General features: G+C 45.1%; 22 protein-coding genes and 1 pseudogene. 17 read left to right on the top strand and 6 right to left on the bottom strand.

Annotated features, from left to right (window positions below):
- Positions 1 to 9 precede the first annotated feature (9 nt).
- The 6 genes from uxuA to BV11031_RS11905 all read left to right on the top strand — a co-directional run bounded on the left by uxuA (position 10) and on the right by BV11031_RS11905 (position 7,332).
- Complete coding sequence (gene uxuA, locus BV11031_RS11930; protein WP_010329473.1) at positions 10 to 1,089, top strand: mannonate dehydratase; 1,080 nt, start codon at positions 10 to 12, stop codon at positions 1,087 to 1,089.
- Positions 1,086 to 1,922, top strand: a complete 837-nt coding sequence (locus BV11031_RS11925; protein ID WP_010329474.1) for an SDR family oxidoreductase — start codon at positions 1,086 to 1,088, stop codon at positions 1,920 to 1,922. Before uxuA ends, BV11031_RS11925 begins: the two co-directional genes overlap by 4 nt.
- A 46-nt stretch (positions 1,923 to 1,968) precedes the next feature.
- Complete coding sequence (locus tag BV11031_RS11920; RefSeq protein WP_010329475.1) at positions 1,969 to 3,237, top strand: MFS transporter; 1,269 nt, start codon at positions 1,969 to 1,971, stop codon at positions 3,235 to 3,237.
- An 84-nt stretch (positions 3,238 to 3,321) separates the two neighbouring features.
- Positions 3,322 to 4,323, top strand: a complete 1,002-nt coding sequence (locus tag BV11031_RS11915; RefSeq protein WP_010329476.1) for a LacI family DNA-binding transcriptional regulator — start codon at positions 3,322 to 3,324, stop codon at positions 4,321 to 4,323.
- 76 nt (positions 4,324 to 4,399) lie between these two features.
- On the top strand, positions 4,400 to 5,842 hold the full coding sequence (locus BV11031_RS11910; RefSeq protein WP_010329477.1) for a tagaturonate reductase: 1,443 nt from the start codon (positions 4,400 to 4,402) through the stop codon (positions 5,840 to 5,842).
- On the top strand, positions 5,839 to 7,332 hold the full coding sequence (locus tag BV11031_RS11905; protein WP_010329478.1) for a UxaA family hydrolase: 1,494 nt from the start codon (positions 5,839 to 5,841) through the stop codon (positions 7,330 to 7,332). Before BV11031_RS11910 ends, BV11031_RS11905 begins: the two co-directional genes overlap by 4 nt.
- Positions 7,333 to 7,370: 38 nt before the next feature.
- On the opposite strand, the gene BV11031_RS11900 is transcribed toward BV11031_RS11905, so the two are convergent.
- Both BV11031_RS11900 and BV11031_RS11895 read right to left on the bottom strand, forming a co-directional pair.
- Positions 7,371 to 8,135, bottom strand: coding sequence for a sulfite exporter TauE/SafE family protein (locus tag BV11031_RS11900; RefSeq protein ID WP_010329479.1), 765 nt, complete (start codon positions 8,133 to 8,135; stop codon positions 7,371 to 7,373).
- A gap of 224 nt (positions 8,136 to 8,359) precedes the next feature.
- Complete coding sequence (locus BV11031_RS11895; protein ID WP_010330388.1) at positions 8,360 to 8,824, bottom strand: DinB family protein; 465 nt, start codon at positions 8,822 to 8,824, stop codon at positions 8,360 to 8,362.
- Between the two features lie 149 nt (positions 8,825 to 8,973).
- Between BV11031_RS11895 and yjoB the strand changes: the two genes are divergently transcribed.
- The 4 genes from yjoB (at position 8,974) to BV11031_RS11870 (ending at position 13,129) form a co-directional block, all read left to right on the top strand.
- Positions 8,974 to 10,245 (top strand): ATPase YjoB, encoded by a 1,272-nt coding sequence (gene yjoB / locus BV11031_RS11890; protein WP_026014524.1) that lies wholly within the window; start codon positions 8,974 to 8,976, stop codon positions 10,243 to 10,245.
- 140 nt (positions 10,246 to 10,385) lie between these two features.
- A complete protein-coding gene (rapA, locus tag BV11031_RS11880) occupies positions 10,386 to 11,522 on the top strand; it encodes a response regulator aspartate phosphatase RapA (RefSeq protein ID WP_082246369.1) in 1,137 nt (378 codons plus the stop codon).
- Positions 11,512 to 11,646, top strand: a complete 135-nt coding sequence (gene phrA, locus BV11031_RS11875; RefSeq protein WP_010330391.1) for a phosphatase RapA inhibitor PhrA — start codon at positions 11,512 to 11,514, stop codon at positions 11,644 to 11,646. The genes rapA and phrA overlap by 11 nt, the downstream gene beginning before the upstream one ends.
- Before the next feature lie 130 nt (positions 11,647 to 11,776).
- Positions 11,777 to 13,129 (top strand): IS1182 family transposase, encoded by a 1,353-nt coding sequence (locus BV11031_RS11870; protein ID WP_010328610.1) that lies wholly within the window; start codon positions 11,777 to 11,779, stop codon positions 13,127 to 13,129.
- Positions 13,130 to 13,253: 124 nt separating this feature from the next.
- Here the strand turns inward: BV11031_RS11870 and BV11031_RS11865 are convergent, their stop codons facing one another.
- Complete coding sequence (locus BV11031_RS11865) at positions 13,254 to 13,508, bottom strand: YciI family protein (RefSeq protein ID WP_010330392.1); 255 nt, start codon at positions 13,506 to 13,508, stop codon at positions 13,254 to 13,256.
- 123 nt (positions 13,509 to 13,631) lie between these two features.
- Between BV11031_RS11865 and BV11031_RS11860 the strand changes: the two genes are divergently transcribed.
- Complete coding sequence (locus BV11031_RS11860; RefSeq protein ID WP_010330393.1) at positions 13,632 to 14,585, top strand: N-acetylmuramoyl-L-alanine amidase; 954 nt, start codon at positions 13,632 to 13,634, stop codon at positions 14,583 to 14,585.
- A gap of 35 nt (positions 14,586 to 14,620) precedes the next feature.
- Here BV11031_RS11860 and BV11031_RS11855 read toward each other — a convergent pair whose 3' ends face one another.
- The gene (locus BV11031_RS11855) at positions 14,621 to 14,998 is read right to left on the bottom strand and encodes a PH domain-containing protein (RefSeq protein ID WP_010328603.1); all 378 of its coding nucleotides are present in this window, start codon (positions 14,996 to 14,998) and stop codon (positions 14,621 to 14,623) included.
- A gap of 105 nt (positions 14,999 to 15,103) precedes the next feature.
- Here BV11031_RS11855 and BV11031_RS11850 point away from each other — a divergent pair, with 105 nt between their 5' ends.
- Entirely contained in the window at positions 15,104 to 15,706 is a 603-nt protein-coding gene (locus tag BV11031_RS11850; protein WP_010330394.1) for a poly-gamma-glutamate hydrolase family protein, read from the top strand.
- Between the two features lie 74 nt (positions 15,707 to 15,780).
- Positions 15,781 to 16,617, top strand: coding sequence for a manganese catalase (locus BV11031_RS11845; protein WP_026014525.1), 837 nt, complete (start codon positions 15,781 to 15,783; stop codon positions 16,615 to 16,617).
- A gap of 51 nt (positions 16,618 to 16,668) precedes the next feature.
- Here BV11031_RS11845 and BV11031_RS11840 read toward each other — a convergent pair.
- A pseudogene (locus BV11031_RS11840) lies at positions 16,669 to 17,264 on the bottom strand (ImmA/IrrE family metallo-endopeptidase).
- Positions 17,265 to 17,426: 162 nt separating this feature from the next.
- Entirely contained in the window at positions 17,427 to 17,768 is a 342-nt protein-coding gene (gene xre / locus BV11031_RS11835; RefSeq protein WP_010330397.1) for an HTH-type transcriptional regulator Xre, read from the bottom strand.
- Positions 17,769 to 17,946: 178 nt separating this feature from the next.
- On the opposite strand from xre, the gene BV11031_RS11830 reads away from it, so the two are divergent.
- The 4 genes from BV11031_RS11830 to BV11031_RS11815 are packed head-to-tail and all read left to right on the top strand — an operon-like array spanning position 17,947 to position 19,816.
- The gene (locus tag BV11031_RS11830) at positions 17,947 to 18,126 is read left to right on the top strand and encodes a hypothetical protein (RefSeq protein WP_010330398.1); all 180 of its coding nucleotides are present in this window, start codon (positions 17,947 to 17,949) and stop codon (positions 18,124 to 18,126) included.
- A complete protein-coding gene (locus BV11031_RS11825) occupies positions 18,113 to 18,949 on the top strand; it encodes a hypothetical protein (RefSeq protein WP_010330399.1) in 837 nt (278 codons plus the stop codon). The genes BV11031_RS11830 and BV11031_RS11825 overlap by 14 nt, the downstream gene beginning before the upstream one ends.
- Positions 18,849 to 19,649: an ATP-binding protein gene (locus BV11031_RS11820; protein WP_082246370.1), complete on the top strand. Its 801-nt coding sequence runs from the start codon at positions 18,849 to 18,851 to the stop codon at positions 19,647 to 19,649. Before BV11031_RS11825 ends, BV11031_RS11820 begins: the two co-directional genes overlap by 101 nt.
- Positions 19,649 to 19,816, top strand: a complete 168-nt coding sequence (locus BV11031_RS11815) for a hypothetical protein (RefSeq protein WP_010330401.1) — start codon at positions 19,649 to 19,651, stop codon at positions 19,814 to 19,816. Before BV11031_RS11820 ends, BV11031_RS11815 begins: the two co-directional genes overlap by 1 nt.
- Positions 19,817 to 19,839: the final 23 nt, after the last annotated feature.

Here is a 19,839-nt window from a genome sequence, read left to right as displayed (position 1 = left end):
GGTGTACACATGAATATGACATTTCGATGGTATGGCCGAGGCAACGATACAGTCACACTTGAACACGTGAAGCAAATTCCCGGAGTCAAAGGCATCGTCTGGGCTCTCCATCAAAAACCTGTCGGCGATGTGTGGGAAAAAGATGAAATTAGAGCAGAGACCGAATATATTCAATCCTATGGTTTTCATGCTGAAGTTGTAGAAAGCGTGAATGTTCATGAAGCGATTAAACTCGGTAATGAAGAACGCGGCCGGTATATTAAAAACTACAAACAAACAATCCGCAATCTTGCCGAATTTGGCGTGAAAGTGATTTGCTATAATTTTATGCCGGTGTTTGACTGGACACGCACGGACATGTTCCGCCCGCTGGAGGATGGATCAACCGCTTTGTTTTTTGAAAAGGCCAAGGTGGAGAGCCTTGAGCCCCAAGAGCTGATTCGGACGGTGGAGCAAGCATCTGACATGACACTGCCGGGGTGGGAGCCCGAAAAATTAGCCCGGATCAAAGAGCTGTTTGCAGCATACAGAACGGTCGATGAAGAACAGCTATGGGACAATTTATCATTCTTTTTGGAAGAAATTCTTCCGGTTGCAGAAAGTCACGGTGTTCAAATGGCCATTCATCCGGATGACCCGCCATGGCCGATTTTCGGACTGCCGCGCATAATCACAGGGGAGGCAAGCTATAAGAGACTAAGAGCGATATCAGATTCACCGTCTAATGGCATCACCCTTTGTACAGGTTCAATGGGGGCCAATCCCGCTAATGACATGATGGAAATCGCTAAAACGTATGGCGGCATCGCCCCCTTTTCACATATTCGCAATGTGAAAATTTACGAGAATGGCGATTTTATTGAAACATCTCATCTGACAAATGATGGTTCGATCAACATTCAAGGCGTGATGGAAGAACTGCATAAGCAGGATTACGAAGGATATGTGAGACCAGATCATGGGCGCCATCTTTGGGGTGAGCAAAGCCGCCCGGGTTATGGCTTGTACGATCGGGCCCTTGGCATTATGTATTTGAACGGGCTGTGGGACGCATACGAAGCAATGGCGAAAAAAGAGGTGAAAGCATGATTCCGCGGCATGAGAACCTGGCTGGTAAAACGGCTATCATCACTGGCGGCAGCGGCGTGCTTTGCTCAGCGATGGCCCGGGAGCTTGCCAGACAAGGCATGAAGGTAGCGATATTGAACCGGACAGCTGAAAAAGGCCAAGCGGTCGTGGATAAGATTGCGGCTGCTGGCGGAACAGCATGCTCTGTTTCTGCGGATGTGCTGGACAGGGGGTCACTGGTGCAGGCAAAGGAGGATATCCTCGGCCGGTTTGGCTCTGTCGATCTGCTAATAAACGGGGCTGGCGGCAATCATCCTGATGCGATAACCGATGTGGAGACGTATGAAGAAGCGGGAGAAGGCCAATCCTTTTTTGATCTGGATGAGGGGGGCTTTTTAACCGTATTCTCCACCAACTTCACCGGTGCGTTTCTGGCCTCTCAAGTGTTTGGAAAAGAGCTGCTGAAGGCTGATTCACCTGCAATTATCAACCTTTCTTCCATGAGTGCTTATTCACCGATGACGAAGGTTCCGGCATACAGTGCCGCCAAAGCATCGATCAATAATTTTACGATGTGGATGGCCGTTCATTTTGCCGAAACCGGACTGCGGGTCAATGCGATTGCCCCAGGCTTTTTTCTGACAAAACAAAATCATGCTCTGCTGATCAATCTAGACGGAACCTTAACCGAACGTTCAAACAAAATTATTGCGGGAACACCGATGAAGCGCTTTGGAAAACCGGAGGATCTGCTCGGCACACTTCTTTGGCTGGCGGATGAATCCTATTCCGGTTTTGTCACCGGGATCACCGTTCCTGTCGATGGAGGATTTATGGCTTATTCAGGCGTGTAGTGAATCAGCGCAACAGAAACTGAACCAACATAGGGGTGAGGTTGAGATGTTCTCAAAAGATAAGCTTCCCATTATCCTTTTTTTGTTCCTGGCAGGGGTGATTAATTATCTGGATCGCTCGGCGCTTTCTATTGCCGCACCTTTTATTCAGGATGATCTCACATTGTCTGCCACGCAAATGGGCTTGATTTTCAGCAGTTTTTCAGTTGGTTACGCCATTTTCAATTTTCTTGGGGGAGTGGCGTCTGACCGCTATGGGGCGAAGCTGACCTTGTTTGTCGCCATGGTCGTTTGGTCGCTGTTCAGCGGCGCAGTCGCCCTCGCCGTTGGTTTTGTCAGCCTGCTGATGATACGCATCCTCTTTGGAATGGGAGAAGGTCCGCTGTCTGCGACCATCAACAAGATGGTGAATAACTGGTTCCCGCCGACACAACGGGCGTCCGTTATCGGGGTGACCAATAGCGGAACGCCGCTCGGGGGAGCCATTTCCGGACCGATCGTCGGCATGATCGCAATCGCGTTCAGCTGGAAGGTATCCTTCGTTCTCATTATGATCATTGGATTATTATGGGCAGTGCTTTGGCTCAAGTTCGTCAAAGAAAAGCCGCCAGCGGCGATGGGAGATGCCCCCGCGATCAAAACAGAAACGTCTCCCCGTGAAAACATTCCGCTCATCTTTTATCTGAAGCAAAAAACAGTCCTGTTCACAGCATTTGCTTTTTTCGCTTACAACTACATCCTCTTCTTCTTTTTGACGTGGTTTCCGAGCTACCTTGTCGAAGAGCGGGGATTAAGTGTTGAATCGATGAGTGTGATTACGGTCATTCCGTGGATTTTAGGCTTCATCGGCCTTGCGGCAGGGGGATTTGTTTCTGACTATGTGTATAAAAAAACAGCCCGAAAAGGTGTGCTGTTCTCGCGCAAGGTTGTGCTTGTCTCATGTTTGTTTTCATCAGCGATCCTGATTGGTTTGGCAGGGATTGTGACAACTACTGCGGGCGCTGTAACACTTGTCGCTTTATCAGTGTTCTTTCTCTATTTGACCGGCGCGATCTATTGGGCTGTCATTCAAGATGTGGTCGATCAAAACAATGTCGGTTCTGTAGGCGGCTTCATGCATTTCCTCGCCAACACGGCAGGAATTATCGGCCCGGCTTTCACCGGTTTTATCGTTGACCAAACGGGCACGTTTTCTGGAGCATTTTTGCTTGCCGGAGGGCTGGCGGTCTTCGCTTCACTTGCTGTTATTCGTTTTGTCCGTCCGATCATCGGCAAACCGGCAGGAACAGGAACGAAGGATTCGGTGACTTATTAATCTGGAAATATAGTGGGAGAGGCGGTATGTTTGATGATACAATATACAGTAAATCGCAGCCGGTATGGTAAGGAAGGGAATTAGATGGTAACCATAAAAGATATCGCAAAACTCGCAAATGTATCCCACACAACCGTTTCCAGAGCACTCAACAACAGCCCTTACATCAAAGAACATACGAAGAAAAAAATACTGGAGCTCGCAGCACAGCTCAACTATACGCCAAATGTAAACGCGAAAAGCCTGGCGATGCAAAAGTCTCATACGATCGGGCTTTTCTTTACAAGCATTACAAACGGAACCTCACACAGCTTCTTTGCTCATACAATCAAAGGCGTAAACCAAGCCATAAGTGAGAATTACAATCTTTATGTGCGCGGCATTGATGATCTGAAAACCTATGACTCTGTTACGCCGATGAGATATGACGGCATCATTTTAATGAGCCAAAGTGACATTGATAATTCTTTTATTTATCATATTCGGGAAAAAAACATCCCGCTCGTCGTACTGAACCGCGATATTGATGACCGCAGCATCACGAATATCTTGTCCAATGACAAGGAAGGCTCTCAGGAAGCTGTAGAATACTTCATTACAAACGGACATCAAGATATCGCCATCATCGAAGGAATAGAAGGCTTTAAATCCTCCCAGCAGCGAAAGGAGGGCTACTTAGCCGCATTGATTCATCATCATATACCGATCAAACATGAATACAGTGTCAAAGGGCAATACGATATGGAAAGCGGCTTTCAAGCGATGGAACGGCTGCTGGCACTGCCGAATCCTCCAACCGCTGTCTTTTGTTCGAATGATGATATGGCAATCGGAGCGATGAATGCGATATTCGCCAAGGGCCTGAGGGTTCCTGATGACATTTCCGTAATCGGATTTGATGATATTGGGTTTTCGCAATACATCACACCAAGGCTTTCAACAGTAAAGCGCCCAGTGGAGAAAATCAGCGTGCTCGGCGCGCAAAAACTGTTGTCGCTGATCAGCGAACCGGAAACAAAAGCAGAAAAAATCTTCGAAAATACAGAATTTAAGGTCCGTGATTCAGTTAGACAATTGACGATGTGATGCCCCGTGTTCAGCGGGCATTCTTTATACAGAAAAATGTTAACGTGTGCATAAATAAGAGAGGGAGGCAATGAAGGTGCAGAAGCTCAATAAAAACGTGTACGATCACTATACTCAGTACCGGGAAAAAATCCTTCAATTTGGAGAAGGAAACTTTCTGCGAGGGTTTGTCGATTGGCAGATTGATCAATTGAATCAACATACTGATTTTCATGGGAGCATCGCAGTTGTGCAGCCGAGAGGGTCAGAAAAAATCAAAAGGTTAAATCAGCAAGATGGTTTATACACGCTTTTTTTACAGGGAATGAAAGACGGAGAAGCGGTAAAAGAGCATATGATTATCAACTCAATCAGCCGCGGCATTGATCTGTTTTCTGATTATGAAGCGTACAAAGAACTGGCTTCAAGCGAAGACCTGAGATTTATCATTTCCAATACCACTGAGGCTGGTATTGTATGTGATGAAAAGGATCGTTTAGAGGATAGGCCGCAAAAAACATTCCCTGGGAAATTAACGGCATTTCTCTACTTTCGCTATCAGGCTTTTAGAGGAGATCAGACAAAAGGGTGTGTCTTAATCCCATGTGAGCTGATCGAGAATAATGGCGAAAAGCTGAAGGAAACGGTTCTTCATTATGCGGATCTATGGAAGCTGGAAGAAGGGTTTACACAGTGGCTTCATGAGGCCAACACGTTTTGCAATAGTTTAGTAGATCGCATTGTCCCGGGTTTTCCTGTGGATCGCATTGATGAGATCACGGCAGATCTGGGCTATCAAGATGATTTGATTGTTGTGGGAGAACAGTATTATTTATGGGTGATCGAGGGGCCGAAGTGGATTGGAGAGGAACTGCCCTTTGCGGCTGCCGGGCTCCATACAAAGATCGTCAGCGACCTGACCCCTTACAGGGTTAAAAAAGTGAGAATTTTAAATGGCGCTCATACGGCCATGACGCCAGTGGCTTTATTATATGGCTTGAAAACGGTGCGGGATGCTGTCGAGCATCCGGAAGTAGGGCAGTTTATTAGAGAGATGATCAGTGACGACATTCTTCCTGTTTTAAAAATGGAAGGGCTTTCTCAATATGCTAATGATGTGCTGAATCGCTTCAAAAACCCGTATATGAAGCACTATTTAGAAAGCATCGCATTGAATTCCGTTTCCAAATTCAAAACGAGAAACTTGCCGACCATTCAGGAATATGTTGAACAGAAAGGACAGCTTCCTGAACGCATGGTGTTTGCTTTCAGCGCTCTTCTGTATTTTTATCAGGGAAACGAGTATTTGCAGGATGATCCGGCTGTTCTTCAATTTTTCACAGAGGTGTGGCATCAGGAGAATGGAGACATGCTCCGTATTGCCTCAAGGGTGTTAGGCGAAGAGCGGCTGTGGGGGGCAGATCTGAACGAGATACCGAGGCTGACTGAAAGAGTCGCTGATCACTTGAATCATATTCATAAGCTGGGCATGCAGCGGGCTCTTAAACAATGCTGCACACAAAGGGGAGAAGTGCGATGAAGTCATTTATCAAGATTCATAAACAAGATAATGTCCTTCTTGCTCTGCGGGATATCGGGAAGGGAGAGCAGCTGAATGCGGACGGCGTGTCGATTGAAGTGAAGGATGATATTAAAAGAGGCCACAAGATTGCGCTGCAGCCTATCAAAGAAAACGACAGCATCATCAAATACGGATTTCCAATCGGGCATGCATCACAAGATATATCGATCGGAGAGCATATTCATGTCCATAATACGAAAACAAACCTGTCTGATATCCAAACATACAGCTATACACCGAGATTTGATGAAAATCCGTATTCAAATGAAAACCGGACGTTTAAGGGATTTAGAAGAGAAAACGGAGATGCCGGTGTACGGAATGAATTGTGGATTGTGCCGACTGTCGGCTGCGTCAACGGGATCGCTGAAAAAATGCTCCAGCGTTTTGTCAGAGAAACGGGGGATATCGCTCCATTCGATAACGTGCTCGTGTTAAAACACCAATACGGCTGCTCGCAGCTTGGCGACGACCACGAAAATACGAAGCAAATCCTTCTAAATGCCATTCGCCACCCAAATGCCGGCGGCGTCTTGGTGTTAGGGCTTGGCTGTGAAAACAACGAGCTGGCAGGAATGAAGGAAGCGCTGCAAGATGTGAATCTGAATCGGGTGAAGTTTCTTGAATCGCAGTCGGTGACGAATGAAATGGAGGCAGGTGTTGCGTTGCTGAAGGAAATTCATGAAGCCGCTAAAGGGGATAGGAGAGAAGACATTTCGCTGTCTGAACTGAAAATCGGGCTGAAATGCGGAGGGTCGGACGGTTTTTCCGGCGTAACGGCAAATCCGCTGCTTGGCCGTTTTTCAGACTATATCATCGCACAGGGAGGAAGCACGGTGCTGACGGAAGTCCCGGAGATGTTCGGTGCGGAAACCATCCTGATGCAGCGGGCTGCCAATGAGGAAGTGTTTCATAAAATTGTCCATTTAATCAATGATTTCAAACAATATTTTATCAAACACGAACAGCCGGTGTACGAAAACCCTTCACCGGGCAACAAAGCGGGCGGCATCTCTACGCTTGAGGATAAATCGCTGGGCTGCACGCAAAAAGCGGGGATTTCTCCTGTCACGGATGTCTTGAAATACGGCGAAGTGCTCAAGACAAACGGGCTGACGCTTTTGAGCGCGCCAGGCAATGACTTAATCGCGTCCTCCGCATTGGCGGCGGCCGGCTGCCAAATTGTCTTGTTTACAACGGGAAGAGGCACGCCGTTTGGCACCTTTGTCCCGACGGTGAAGGTCGCGACAAACACCCAGCTGTACGAGACGAAGCCGCATTGGATTGATTTCAACGCGGGTCTTTTAGCGGAGGATGATGTGCATGAGGAATATGTACTGCGGGAGTTTATCCACTATATGATTGAAGTGGCCAGCGGTCAGCTTGTGAACCATGAAAAAAATGATTTCAGAGAACTTGCCATTTTTAAATCAGGTGTGACGTTATAATGAAGAAGAGCTATCCTGCGAGGGGATAGCCTTTTTCATTAAATCAGTTTTAAGCCGCTGATCAGTATAATGGACGCCATAATAAATTGCAGCGGACGCGGGGAGAAGCGAGGCGAGAGATGGCTTCCGATCAGCACGCCGGGAATTGAACCGAGCAGCAGGTTAGCTGCCAGCATATAGTCGACGCTTCCGAAGCTTGCGTTCAAGATGCCTGCTGCTGTCACGAGAAGAAAAGCATGCGCGATATCGGTTCCGACAATCTGTGACGCTTTCATGTTAAATAAGTAAATCATGGCAATGGCAAATAATGATCCGGAACCGATTGATGTTAATCCGACGATAAATCCAAACACGACACCAATGAGAATCGTGAGCGTCCGCTTATTTTCAAGCGGCATCAGCTGCCAGCGGTTGGGGCGAAGTTTTCTATCCAAAAACAAACGAACGATAATGGAAATGGCAACTAGCGTTAACACATAGCCAAGAGCGTGCTTTATAATGTCTTCCTGATGCTGATGAAAGGCGGGGAACAAATGCAATATGCCAATGGCTAAAGAAGCACTCGGAATACTGCCGATGGCTAAGTATTTGACTAATGTAAAGTTAATCGTTTTCTGCCGCCAATGGGAAGCAACGCCAAACAGCTTTGTGATCGAGTTATATACAAGATCCGTACCGACAGCGATCGAAGGATTAATGCCAAGCACAATTAAAAGAGGAGTTAATAAGGCCGCTCCGCCCACTCCTGTCAATCCCACTAAGGCTCCGACAAACAAACCCATCAATATGATTGTTACACTCATGATAAAGGCCTCCTGAAAACCCGACTATTTTTATCAGATTATATATAATTAGGTCAAGTTAATCAATTGAATGTTTAGAATGTTTGTGCGTTTGCTGCTTGAAAATTTGGTTTGCTCAATATCTTTATTCATTTGCCCTAGAATGAGTGTCTGGACAGGATCCAGCAGGAAGCCAGAGGCACAAAAAAAGATACCCTGGACAGGTATCTTTTTGTCTTATGTATTTACATGCGCTGCTGATAGAAAGGAAGTTCTGTGTGCCCCATTTCCCGCACATAAACGAACAGGTTGCCTTTATGGTGAATTTCATGCTCCATCGCAAGCTGAAGCAGTGTGCGGCCTGTGATTTTTCTGCCAAAAGTGGCTGTCAGATCAATTTCTCTGTCCAGTTGCTCTTCTGTCAGCTGTTCAAGGATAGCGGCCGTTTTTTCTGTATATGTTTTTGCCAAAACATTGAGATCTGTTTCCATTTCTTCCTGTTTGTTTTGGAATGGTGAGGCGTTGCCTTCTTTAATGACATTTGCAAACAAGTGGAAAGACGTAAGAATGTGTTTGACCAGTTCCTCCGCTGACATTGATGTTTCAGCCGGTTTGTAGCTGTAATGGTCTTTGCTGATTTTTTCAGCCAGCTCATTTGTCACGTTTCGATGGGATAAAAAATGGCTCACAATTTGATTGGATTGACTCAATATGATCTCCTCCATATGAAAAATAAATGGTGCAATGAAATCCTATATCAACGGTTATCATTTCACAAGCAATATGCTGTGGGATGAAACAAAAAGCGAAGTCAATCGTCTATATAACGTTCACAAAAGATCAAGAAATGGAGATTAACATGACAAACATACCTTTCATTTATCAGTACGAAGAAAAAGAGAATGAAAGAGCTGCGGCGGGCTACGGCACTTTCGGTTATCTTATAACACGAATTGAAGAGGCGCTTTATGATCAATATGGCGTTTTCTATGAGCTTTATGCAAGTGATGACCCGAACACTGAGTACTGGGAGCTTCTTGAAGAAGATGTCCGCAGCGGTTCATTGGAGCCTAAGCATGTGGCTTATATATTTGAAAAGCTTGAAAAGAAAACCTTTGCTTACGATGAAGATGAAAAAGAACCGGATTATACCGTTCATCAATCTATACGAAACAGCGTATATGCATATCCTGAAAAGGGTGTTGCTTTTGCCAGAATTCCATATTTCCAAGATGGGAGCATGATGAGTTTCGATTGCCTGTTTGCGGTTAACGATGAAAAAATGCGTGCATTCTTAGAGGGCGTCAGACCACGCCTTTGGGAAAGAAGCAAGCGGAAAGTGACCGTTTTTACGGATGGGGATGGCGGGACTTCAAAAGAACAGGAAGCGATCGTCAGAGAGGTTCAACGAAATCAGGTGATGATGAGCCCAGTGTTGAAAAAAGAGATATACCGGTCAATTGATCAATTTTTTCATAGTGATAAAACGTTTTATCAAACGTATAACATCCCTTACAAGCGCGGCATCCTGTTATATGGACCTCCCGGAAATGGAAAGACAACATTAGTAAAGTCGATTGCAGGCAGTATCGATGCACCTGTTGCCTATTGGCAAATTACAGAATTTACGTCGAGCGAGACAATAGAAGAAGTCTTTCAGTCAGCGAGACGCCTCGCTCCAGCAGTTTTGGTCATCGAGGATATAGATTCAATGCCGGAAGATGTGCGATCCTTTTTTCTCAATACGCTGGACGGCGCGACATCAAAAGAGGGGATTTTTCTCATCGGCACGACAAACTATCCCGAAAAGATCGATCCGGGCTTGATGAATCGTGCAGGACGGTTTGACCGTGCCTACGAAATCGGGCTTCCGGATGAAGAGCTGCGGCGGGAATATATGAAAATGAGAGGCTTTGACATCTTCCTGAATGAAGAAGAAATCAAAAGTGCCGCGAAGCTTACAGAAGGCTTTTCCTTTGCCCAGTTGGGAGAATTATATGTATCTTCCGCCCTTCAATGGCACCAAGAAGGGGAGCATCATATTGAAGCCATGGTAAAAGACATGACAGGAGAACAAAGAAAAAGCCGGCACGGAAGCTGGATGGAAAGAAACAAGGTCGGTTTTCACTAAATGAAAGCACGGGTTTTGAAAACCCGCGCTTTTTTTGCGGTTAGCCGAAATTCGACAATTGCGGTCTTTTTGCGTTCTTCTTTTTCTAGTAAATATGATAAAATATGACATATCTCGGGTAACTCAAAAGGGGGGATTAATTGAGGATGAAGCAGACGATTCCGTCCTCTTATGTCGGGCTTAAAATTAATGAATGGTATACCCATATCCGGCAGTTCCACGTGGCTGAAGCCGAACGGGTCAAGCTCGAAGTAGAAAGAGAAATCGAGGATATGGAAGAAGACCAAGATTTGCTGCTGTATTATTCTTTAATGGATTTCAGGCATCGAGTCATGCTGGATTACATTAAGCCTTTAGGAGAGGACACGTCGCAGCTGGAATTTTCAGAATTATTAGAAGACATAGAAGGGAATCAGTACAAGCTGACCGGGCTTCTCGATTATTACTTTAACTTTTTTCGCGGAATGTTTGAATTTAAGCAGAAAATGTTTGTCAGTGCCATGATGTATTATAAACGGGCGGAAAAGAATCTTGCCCTCGTCTCGGATGATATTGAAAAAGCCGAGTTTGCTTTTAAAATGGCCGAGATCTTTTACAATTTAAAACAAACCTATGTTTCAATGAGCTACGCCGTTCAGGCATTAGAAACGTACCAAATGTATGAAACGTACACCGTCCGCAGAATCCAATGTGAATTCGTTATTGCAGGAAATTATGATGATATGCAGTATCCAGAAAGAGCATTGCCCCACTTAGAACTGGCTTTAGATCTTGCAAAGAAAGAAGGCAATCCCCGCTTGATCAGTTCGGCCCTGTATAATCTCGGAAACTGTTTTGAGAAAATGGGTGAACTGCAAAAGGCAGCCGAATACTTTGAGAAATCCGTTTCTATTTGCAAGTCGGAAAAGTTCGATAATCTTCCGCATTCTATCTACTCTTTAACACAGGTTCTGTATAAACAAAAAAATGATGCCGAAGCGCAAAAAAAGTATCGTGAAGGATTGGAAATCGCCCGTCAATACAGTGATGAATTGTTTGTGGAGCTTTTTCAATTTTTACATGCGTTATACGGAAAAAACATGAACACAGAATCAGTCTCACACACCTTTCAATTTCTTGAAGAACATATGCTGTATCCTTATATTGAAGAGCTGGCGCATGATGCTGCCCAATTCTATATAGAAAACGGACAGCCTGAAAAAGCACTTTCATTTTATGAGAAAATGGTGCACGCACAAAAACAAATCCAGAGAGGAGATTGTTTATATGAAATCTAAATGGATGTCAGGTTTGTTGCTCGTTGCGGTCGGGTTCAGCTTTACTCAGGTGATGGTCCATCCAGGAGAAACAGCAGACAAAGAAGATAAAACATTTCATATTGCGGCACGAAATCAAACATGATGTTGACGAAAAAAGACCCCCAGGGGTCTTCAGGCTGTCGAGAAAATCTCGACAGCCTTTATTTTTCCTTAAAATATCCATTCTTCTGTAATAAAATAAAAGAAAGACTAAAAAGGACGGTGTCTTTCTCATGTTCTACACAAGAAATTCTTCTCAAAACGCAGCCGAATTTGTTCTGCTTGACCAACTCGTCGAAGAGGATCATTTGCTTCGAAAAATTGATAAACACATAGACTTCTCTTTTATCATTGAAAAGGTTAAGCCTTACTACAGCGAAAACAAAGGCCGCCCCTCACTCGACCCGCTGATTTTATTCAAAATGATGTTTATCGGCTACCTCTACGGTATCCGTTCAGAAAGACAGCTTGAAAAAGAAATTTACTACAATATGGCGTACAGATGGTTTTTGGGCCTGAATATCAATGACCCAGTTCCGCACCACTCCACCATCAGCTGGAACAGACGCACACGCTTTAAAGATACAACGATTTTCCAAGACATTTTTGATGAGATCGTTCTTCAGGCCATCAATCATGACATGGTGGGTGGACGTGTCCTATTCACCGATTCAACTCATCTGAAAGCCAATGCCAACAAGCACAAATACACAAGAAAAACGATTGAACAGGATACACAAAACTATATCAAAGATTTAAATGAAGCCATTCAAGAAGATCGGGAGGAGCACGGAAAAAAGCCATTACCGGCCAAAGAGGAGGTGAAAGCTGAAAAAGAGATCCGCCACAGTACCACTGATCCGGAAAGTGGATATATGTATCGTGAAAACAAACCGGAGGGTTTCTTTTACTTAGATCACCGAACAACGGATATGAAACATAACATTATCACCGACGCCTATGTTACGCCTGGAAATGTCCATGATTCTGTGCCTTATCTTGACCGATTAGATCACCAAATTGCACGATTTCATTTTGAAGTAGAAGCCGTCGCTCTTGATTCTGGTTATTTAACGACTCCGATCTGTAAAGGGTTAGCCGACCGCCATATTTTTGGCGTTATTGCCCATAGACGATATCACCCTACTAGAGGCTTGTTTCCAAAATGGAAGTTTCATTATGACAGTGAACAAGACAGTTACATTTGCCCGAACCAGCAGGTACTTACATACTCAACAACTGACCGAAAAGGCTACAGGTCATATAAATCAAATCCTGAAACCTGTTCCGCATGCCCATTGCTTGCGCAATGCACAAGATCAAAGAACCGCCAGAAGATCATCACCCGGCATGTATGGGAGGACCATAAAGAAAAGGTCAGACAAAATCGTTTATCTGTTTCAGGAAAAACCCTCTATAAAAAAAGAAAAGAAAAAATAGAGCGAAGCTTTGCAGATTCAAAACAGCTGCATGGGCTTCGCTATTGCAGGTTGAGGGGAAAACGGAATGTGAGTGAACAAGTTCTCCTCACAGCCGCATGCCAGAACATGAAGAAGATTGCCACATACCTAGCCAAGCAGGGCTAGGTATGTGGGAGCTCTTTTTGAGTTTTTGAAATCCGCTGAATAACTAAGGAAACAGCAAAAAACAAAAAAGCTTGTAGAAAAAACGTCGTTTTCTCTACAAGCTGAAGACCCCCAGGGGTCTTTTTTATTTCAGCTTCCATTCCCTTATCGTCAGCTCGGAAGATCCGCTTGCCACCAGCGGATCTTGATGGCCGATTTCCTTCGCTTCTTCTGGCGAACCTGCTTCAATGACGTAGGCTCCGCCTGTGGCGTCGCTGAATGGCCCGAACATTTTTAAACGTTTATCTGCCTGTAAGCGGTCCAAAAATTCATAGTGTCCGGCTACGTGCTCCTGATTGAATTGATCTGTTCTTGTTGTCAGCATTAAATACGTGTGCATGATCATTTCCCTCCTATTGAATTTCAGTCTAACACAATTATCCATATTACGGTGACGGATGAAATGAGCTTTTCGTCCTACGAATGCCACCTATTGGTGAAAAAGAAAAAGGAGAGATGATAGGTGAGCATTCAAGTAAAGCAAAATTTGGTTTCTGGGGCGAAATACGCGCTGAAGTGCCCCAATGCGATGTCCGCTGAATACATTACCATCCACAACACGGCAAACGACGCCTCAGCGGCTAATGAAATCAGCTATATGATTGGAAATACCAGCTCGACAAGCTTCCATTTTGCAGTCGATGATAAAGAGGTGATTCAAGGTCTGCCGCTTAACCGAAACGCATGGCATACGGGTGATGGCACAAATGGTACAGGAAACCGCAAATCAATCGGTGTTGAGATTTGCTACAGCAAATCGGGAGGTCCAAAGTATGAAGCGGCCGAAGCCTTGGCGATTTCTTTCGTGGCTCAGCTTTTGAAAGAGAGCGGCTGGGGAATAGACCGGGTGAGAAAGCATCAGGACTGGAGCGGCAAGTACTGCCCGCACCGCATTTTATCAGAGGGGCGCTGGGATCAAGTAAAGGCGGCAATTGAAAAGGAATTGAACGGAAGCGTGTCAGTAAAAAAGGCTTCAGTCTCTTCTTCGGCGTCTGAATACCATGTGAAAAAAGGCGACACACTGTCCGGTATTGCTGCATCGCATGGTGTCAGTGTGAAAACACTGCAAAACATAAATCATATTACTGACCCGGATCACATCAAAGTCGGACAGGTGATTAAGCTGTCTCAAGCGGCATCTTCTTGTAAAAGCCATGCCACATCTTCCTATCCGCTCCCATCCGGAGTGATCAAAGTGACAAGCCCGCTGACGAAAGGGACAAACGTAAAACAGGTGCAGACCGCTTTAGCTGCTCTTTATTTTTATCCTGATAAAGGGGCGGAAAACCATGGCGTTGACGGTGTTTATGGCCCGAAAACAGCAAATGCCGTGAAACGTTTTCAGTCTGTCAGCGGATTAACGGCAGATGGGATTTACGGTCCGAAAACAAAAGCAAAAATAATGGAAAAGCTGTAATCAATAAACGGAAGCTGCTGAGCTTCCGTTTCACCTTACATACAAACTGCTGCAAGAACCTTTTGAATATCATAAATGCTTTCATCTTTTTTAAACTGTTTTGAAACAGCGGGAAGTTCCGCGCCGGAAATCCAAATTTTCAGCTCTGAATCTAGGTCAAAGCGGCCGGCGGTCTCTACGCTGAATCTAGAAATGCTTTTGTACGGAATTGATTGAAATTCCGTTTTCTTGCCTGTGATTCCCTGCTTATCTACAAGAATAAGCCGCTTATCAGTAAAGACAAGTAGGTCGCGAACCAATTTAAACGCGGCATTGACATTCTCGCCCTCCAGCAAAATATGAGCCAGTTCTTCCCTCGCCGCAGCCTTTGACAGTGTCGACGCATTTCCAAGTAATCCATCAATAAATCCCATGATATCCCTCCTGATATGTGCTTGATCAAATCATACAATAAAAAGGTTTTCATTCATAGATGAGTAGAGTAAACTGGTGCTGACTGGTAAAGGAGAGCGTTCAAAATGAAAGATAAGTATGAAAGTTTTGCAGCCCTTTCTGCTTCTGAATCGGAGTACCGGATTATATATGACGAGAAAAACGGAAGTGAGCTTATTGTTCTCGGTCCCCACGGCGGCAAAATTGAGCCCGGTGTCAGTGAATTGGTGCGGGCTTTTTCCGATCAATGTTCCATTTATTTATTTGAAGGTGTGAAGCAGCGAAACAACCGTTCTTTACACCTGACAAGCACTCGGTTTGACGAGCCGCTGGCTTTAGAAAAAGTCAATGCCCACCATTACGCATTGGCATTTCATGGGTACCATGATCCGAAAACTCCGCATACACTGGTCGGAGGCGCGGATCGTAAAAAAGCCAAGCTCATTTGTGAGCGGCTGAATGAAGCGGGCTTCAGCGCCGAGCTCACGAGTGAGAAAGGCCGGCTGGCAGGTGTCCATCCCGAAAATATTGTCAATCGGACGAAAAGGGAAATGGGGCTGCAATTGGAAGTAAGCACGGCACAGCGAAAGGCGTTGTTTCGCCATTTTGGCTGCTATGATAAAAGCTACACACAAAACGATCTATTTTATCGATATGTGGAAGCTGTTAAGCTCGGCTTTTATGAATAAATGAAACGGGACCTGCACGATCGGCCCATTCCTTCATACGCTGAGGTTGTGTGAAAGTGTAGGGAGGAATGCATGTGTTTTATCATATTAAAGAGCTTCAATATCAAGCAAAGCCAGCTCATCCCGATCCGGTGTATGCGAAAAAGCTTCAAGAAATACTGGGCGGCCAATTCGGTGAGATCAGTGTGATGATGCAATATTTGTTCCAAGGCTTTAACTGCAGGGCGGATGCCAAATATAAAGATTTGTTATGTGACATAGGCACTGAAGAGATTGCACACGTCGAAATGCTGGCGACAATGATTTCCAGACTTCTGGATCATGCGCCAGCTGATGTACAGGAGGATGCTTATAAAAGCAATCCCGCTATTGCAGCAGTAATGTCGGGAATGAATCCTCAGCATGCGATTGTGTCCGGTTTGGGTGCAATGCCATCAGATAGTGAGGGCTATCCGTGGAATGCCAAATACATTATTGCAAGCGGGAATTTGCTCGCGGATTTTCGCGCAAACTTAAATGCGGAATCTCAAGGGCGCCTTCAGGTGACCCGGCTGTATGCGATGACTGATGATCCTGGTGTAAGGGATATGCTCTCGTTTTTAATTGCAAGGGATACTTATCATCAAAATATGTGGTATGCGGCCATTAGAGAGTTGGAAGAAAGAGAACGGGATATTGTGGTGCCAACGACGTTCCCGCGTGAACTCGAAAAGCGTGAAGTGGCTTATGACCTGTTTAACTTTTCCAGAGGGGATGAAAGCTCACAAGGAAGATGGGCTCATGGCGAAGCCTTTGACGGACGGGGAGAATTCAGGTATATTCCGGCCCCGATTGCATTTGGGCCTGCGCCTCATCTTAAACCGGCGCCAATGTGGGTGCATGATACGATGCCTCCAATGTCAAAATGCTAGTTTTTCTGCCGGGCTGAGGATAGATGATATCTGTTCCCAGCCCATTTTTGGTTACCTGTTTTTGCCGATATGATATAACGCTTTTTCTTCAGCGACCTGCAAGTGCTGCTGATCGCCTTCCTCGTACGCATTTGGCCGCTTGTGTGATAATAAATAAGCGAGCCGCTTCTGAAATTGAATACCTGCTTTACGCCGTTCAAACATTTCAAGCCTTTTATCGCAAATTCTTTTGTCACCCGGAATACAGACGCGATTGTGGCAAGCGCCTGGCTTCTCCATTGCGGCAGCTCCATCTGCAACAGCATAAAGGTTGGCACACAGAAGTGGTACATAAATTGATTTGCCTGAAATTCCTGCAATTCCCTGAAGAGCTTGTTCATCTGAAAATGATTGCCTGCATGCTTTAACACATGGCACAGCTCATGGCCAAAATCCTCCCATTGCTCTTCACGTGATTTTCTCTGGTTCAATACGATGCTGTACATCCCGTCGTACTTGACCATCATGCTCCCCATATCCTCAAAATGAACCCAAATATCAAGGTCCTTTGCGATTTTCAGCATGTCAATGTGATGCGGGGAGGTGATGCCCAGCCGACTGTATACATTTTTTACGTATTCCTCCAGATGTGATAAGTAATCGCCCAATTGAATACTCCCTTTCGAACGTTTGTTCTGTTTTTAGCGAGAAAGAAAAGCCCCGTATAGGACTGGAAAGTGTGTAGAAATCTTTCCCTTTTCTAAAAAAAATAAACAATTTTTTCTTTATATCGGTCTATTTTTCATATGTTTTAGAGAACGGAGAAAGATTTATTTATTTTTTGGTTTTCGGTTTTTCTCTTTTTCTTTTAAATAGTTGATAAACTCGATGGCCTGCTGTTTGCTTTCGGGGGAAAAATCCTGCATATCACGGTATGCGAGCTGCAGGTCCGGATCTGAAAACATATCGTCGTCGTCTTTTTTGTCTTTCCCTGTTAATAAGTAATCAGCCGTTACTTGAAAGTAATCAGCCAGCTTTTGCAGTGTATCGTAATCAGGCTCGCTCCGCCCGTTTTCATAGTGGGAATATCGAGCCCGTGATACACCGATGTGTGATGCGATTTCTTCCTGCGTCCTTTTCCCTCTGAGACTCTTCAATCTGCCGCCTATCATGCTATGACCTCTCTTTTTTAAACTCTCTAAGTTACTATTGATTATAGATACAAAATGTATCAAAATAAAGGGATGATAAAAAAAGTATCAAAAATAACTTGATGATACAGAATGTATCGTTTATACTTGGATACAGCTGATACGAAATGTATCAAAAACAGATCAGGAGAGTGATCACATGTATCCCATCCAAATTGTTTTTAGTGAAAATCCCATAGATCAGCGCCATCTCGGACAATCCGGCGGCACCATTTCGTTTACGCCATGCGGCCTTCCGGTATTCCACTTTGAAACGCAAGCACAGTTTCAAACATATATGCTGTTAAAAGGAGAAGCTGCGTACAATGAAAACCGATAAAAGCTATCCTTTTCCAACGTATTCAGGGTTATTGAATTCAGAACATTATGACAAAATCGGTCCGGCTCTATGGCTGTTTCTCTGGTTCATTAGCTCAACAACAAAAGAAATTGAAAAAGACGGGGTATGCTGGGGAATCGTGCTCGGACATAAGCCGTTAAAAGCAAGAGAAATGGCGGCTGTATTCGGTGTCAGTGAAAAAACCGTCAGAAGATGGCTGGAGCTCCTTGAAGCCCATGAGTACATAAAGGCTGTCCGCGCGCCATATGGACTGGTGATTTCGGTAAAGCATTCCAAAAAATACAGCTTCAGATCGGACAAAATGGCACACCTGAGCATAACGGAACGGCCATTTTCGCCGCAGGCACCGGACACAGACGTCCGCTCAAATAAAGATAAAACAAATAACAATACTGCTGCTATTGATGCAGTGGATCACATTGCGAAGCGCTTTACACAATTACGGTCGGCTCAAGAAGGACGCACCGTGTATCCTTCCTCCAGAGATTATCAAGCCATCGCCCGTATTGTCGCCATCGGCGTTCCAGTAACGCAAACAATCAAATGGCTTGAGGAATGCTTTCAAGCCTTTGAAAACCGGCGGACCGCCACTTCAGAAACAATCAAGGCCTTTCGCTACTGCTCGAAATTTATTGAAGACCGATTTTTCGCGCAGCAGGCCAAAAAAAACACCGCGATTCAACATGAGAGGATGGAAAGACATGACAAAACGAACAATCGAGCAGATTTTAGACGAGCTGAGAAGAGGGAGACGTCCATTACTGGCGGACAAACCGGCCGAATCAGACGCAAGCCGGTATGATTGCCCGCGATGCAAGGATCAGGGAGGCTATCTCATCCAGCAGAACGGCCTGGAGGTATGGACGAGGTGCAGCTGTATAGCAGAACGGAAAGTGAAGCGGCTCCTCGGTACCAGTGAGATTACCCCTGCCTTCAGACAGCTGGGCTTCGAAGCGTTCAGCATTGAGGGGAAGCCGCAGGCTATAGAAGACGCGTTTGAATGCACAAAAGAGTATGTGGCGGATTATGAACAAATCAAGGATAGCCGGAAAAATAGCATCGCCCTTTTAGGACAGCCCGGCTCAGGGAAAACGCATCTTTTGACCGCTGCCGCCAACGATTTGATGAAAACACGCCATGTGCCGGTCATTTATTTTCCGTTTGTGGAGGGCTTTACCGATTTGAAAAATGATTTTGATCTTTTGGAAGCGAAGCTGAACCGGATAAAGCAGGCAGATGTGCTGTTCATCGATGACCTGTTTAAACCGGTTAATGGCAAACCCCGCGCCACCGATTGGCAATTAGAGCAAATGTATTCGGTACTCAACTATCGCTACTTAAATCACAAACCGATTTTGCTTTCGAGCGAGCTGACGATCGAAACACTTGTCCGGGTTGATGAAGCGCTCGGGACGAGAATCTACGAAATGTGCAGTGACTATTTAGTGATTATCAAAGGAACAGCCCGCGAGCTGAATCATAGATTGGAGGGGGCCAGATAATGTGCGAGCTTTGTCTGACAAAGAAAGTCATCGTGGAGCATACAGACATTGGCGCCGTTTTTCATCCATGTCCGAACTGCCGCTCCGGCACTGATTTAACGCCGGTCATTCAAAAACTGGAGGAAATGATGACAGAGGGAAAAGCGAGGCTGAATATCCATGATTAAAAAGCTGACTGCTTTCATAGCTT

It is taken from the genome of Bacillus vallismortis, assembly GCF_004116955.1.
Lineage (GTDB): Bacteria > Bacillota > Bacilli > Bacillales > Bacillaceae > Bacillus > Bacillus vallismortis.
This window is presented reverse-complemented; position numbering and strand designations above follow the sequence as displayed.

Bases quoted from the DNA above. Each gene is read 5' to 3' on its own strand.
- uxuA (WP_010329473.1), top strand. From the start codon at position 10: ATGAATATGACATTTCGATGGTATGGCCGAGGCAACGATACAGTCACA.
- BV11031_RS11925 (WP_010329474.1), top strand. From the start codon at position 1,086: ATGATTCCGCGGCATGAGAACCTGGCTGGTAAAACGGCTATCATCACT.
- BV11031_RS11920 (WP_010329475.1), top strand. From the start codon at position 1,969: ATGTTCTCAAAAGATAAGCTTCCCATTATCCTTTTTTTGTTCCTGGCA.
- BV11031_RS11915 (WP_010329476.1), top strand. From the start codon at position 3,322: ATGGTAACCATAAAAGATATCGCAAAACTCGCAAATGTATCCCACACA.
- BV11031_RS11905 (WP_010329478.1), top strand. From the start codon at position 5,839: ATGAAGTCATTTATCAAGATTCATAAACAAGATAATGTCCTTCTTGCT.
- BV11031_RS11900 (WP_010329479.1), bottom strand. From the start codon at position 8,135: ATGAGTGTAACAATCATATTGATGGGTTTGTTTGTCGGAGCCTTAGTG.
- yjoB (WP_026014524.1), top strand. From the start codon at position 8,974: ATGACAAACATACCTTTCATTTATCAGTACGAAGAAAAAGAGAATGAA.
- phrA (WP_010330391.1), top strand. From the start codon at position 11,512: ATGAAATCTAAATGGATGTCAGGTTTGTTGCTCGTTGCGGTCGGGTTC.
- BV11031_RS11870 (WP_010328610.1), top strand. From the start codon at position 11,777: ATGTTCTACACAAGAAATTCTTCTCAAAACGCAGCCGAATTTGTTCTG.
- BV11031_RS11865 (WP_010330392.1), bottom strand. From the start codon at position 13,508: ATGCACACGTATTTAATGCTGACAACAAGAACAGATCAATTCAATCAG.
- BV11031_RS11855 (WP_010328603.1), bottom strand. From the start codon at position 14,998: ATGGGATTTATTGATGGATTACTTGGAAATGCGTCGACACTGTCAAAG.
- BV11031_RS11850 (WP_010330394.1), top strand. From the start codon at position 15,104: ATGAAAGATAAGTATGAAAGTTTTGCAGCCCTTTCTGCTTCTGAATCG.
- xre (WP_010330397.1), bottom strand. From the start codon at position 17,768: ATGATAGGCGGCAGATTGAAGAGTCTCAGAGGGAAAAGGACGCAGGAA.
- BV11031_RS11830 (WP_010330398.1), top strand. From the start codon at position 17,947: ATGTATCCCATCCAAATTGTTTTTAGTGAAAATCCCATAGATCAGCGC.
- BV11031_RS11825 (WP_010330399.1), top strand. From the start codon at position 18,113: ATGAAAACCGATAAAAGCTATCCTTTTCCAACGTATTCAGGGTTATTG.
- BV11031_RS11820 (WP_082246370.1), top strand. From the start codon at position 18,849: ATGACAAAACGAACAATCGAGCAGATTTTAGACGAGCTGAGAAGAGGG.
- BV11031_RS11815 (WP_010330401.1), top strand. From the start codon at position 19,649: ATGTGCGAGCTTTGTCTGACAAAGAAAGTCATCGTGGAGCATACAGAC.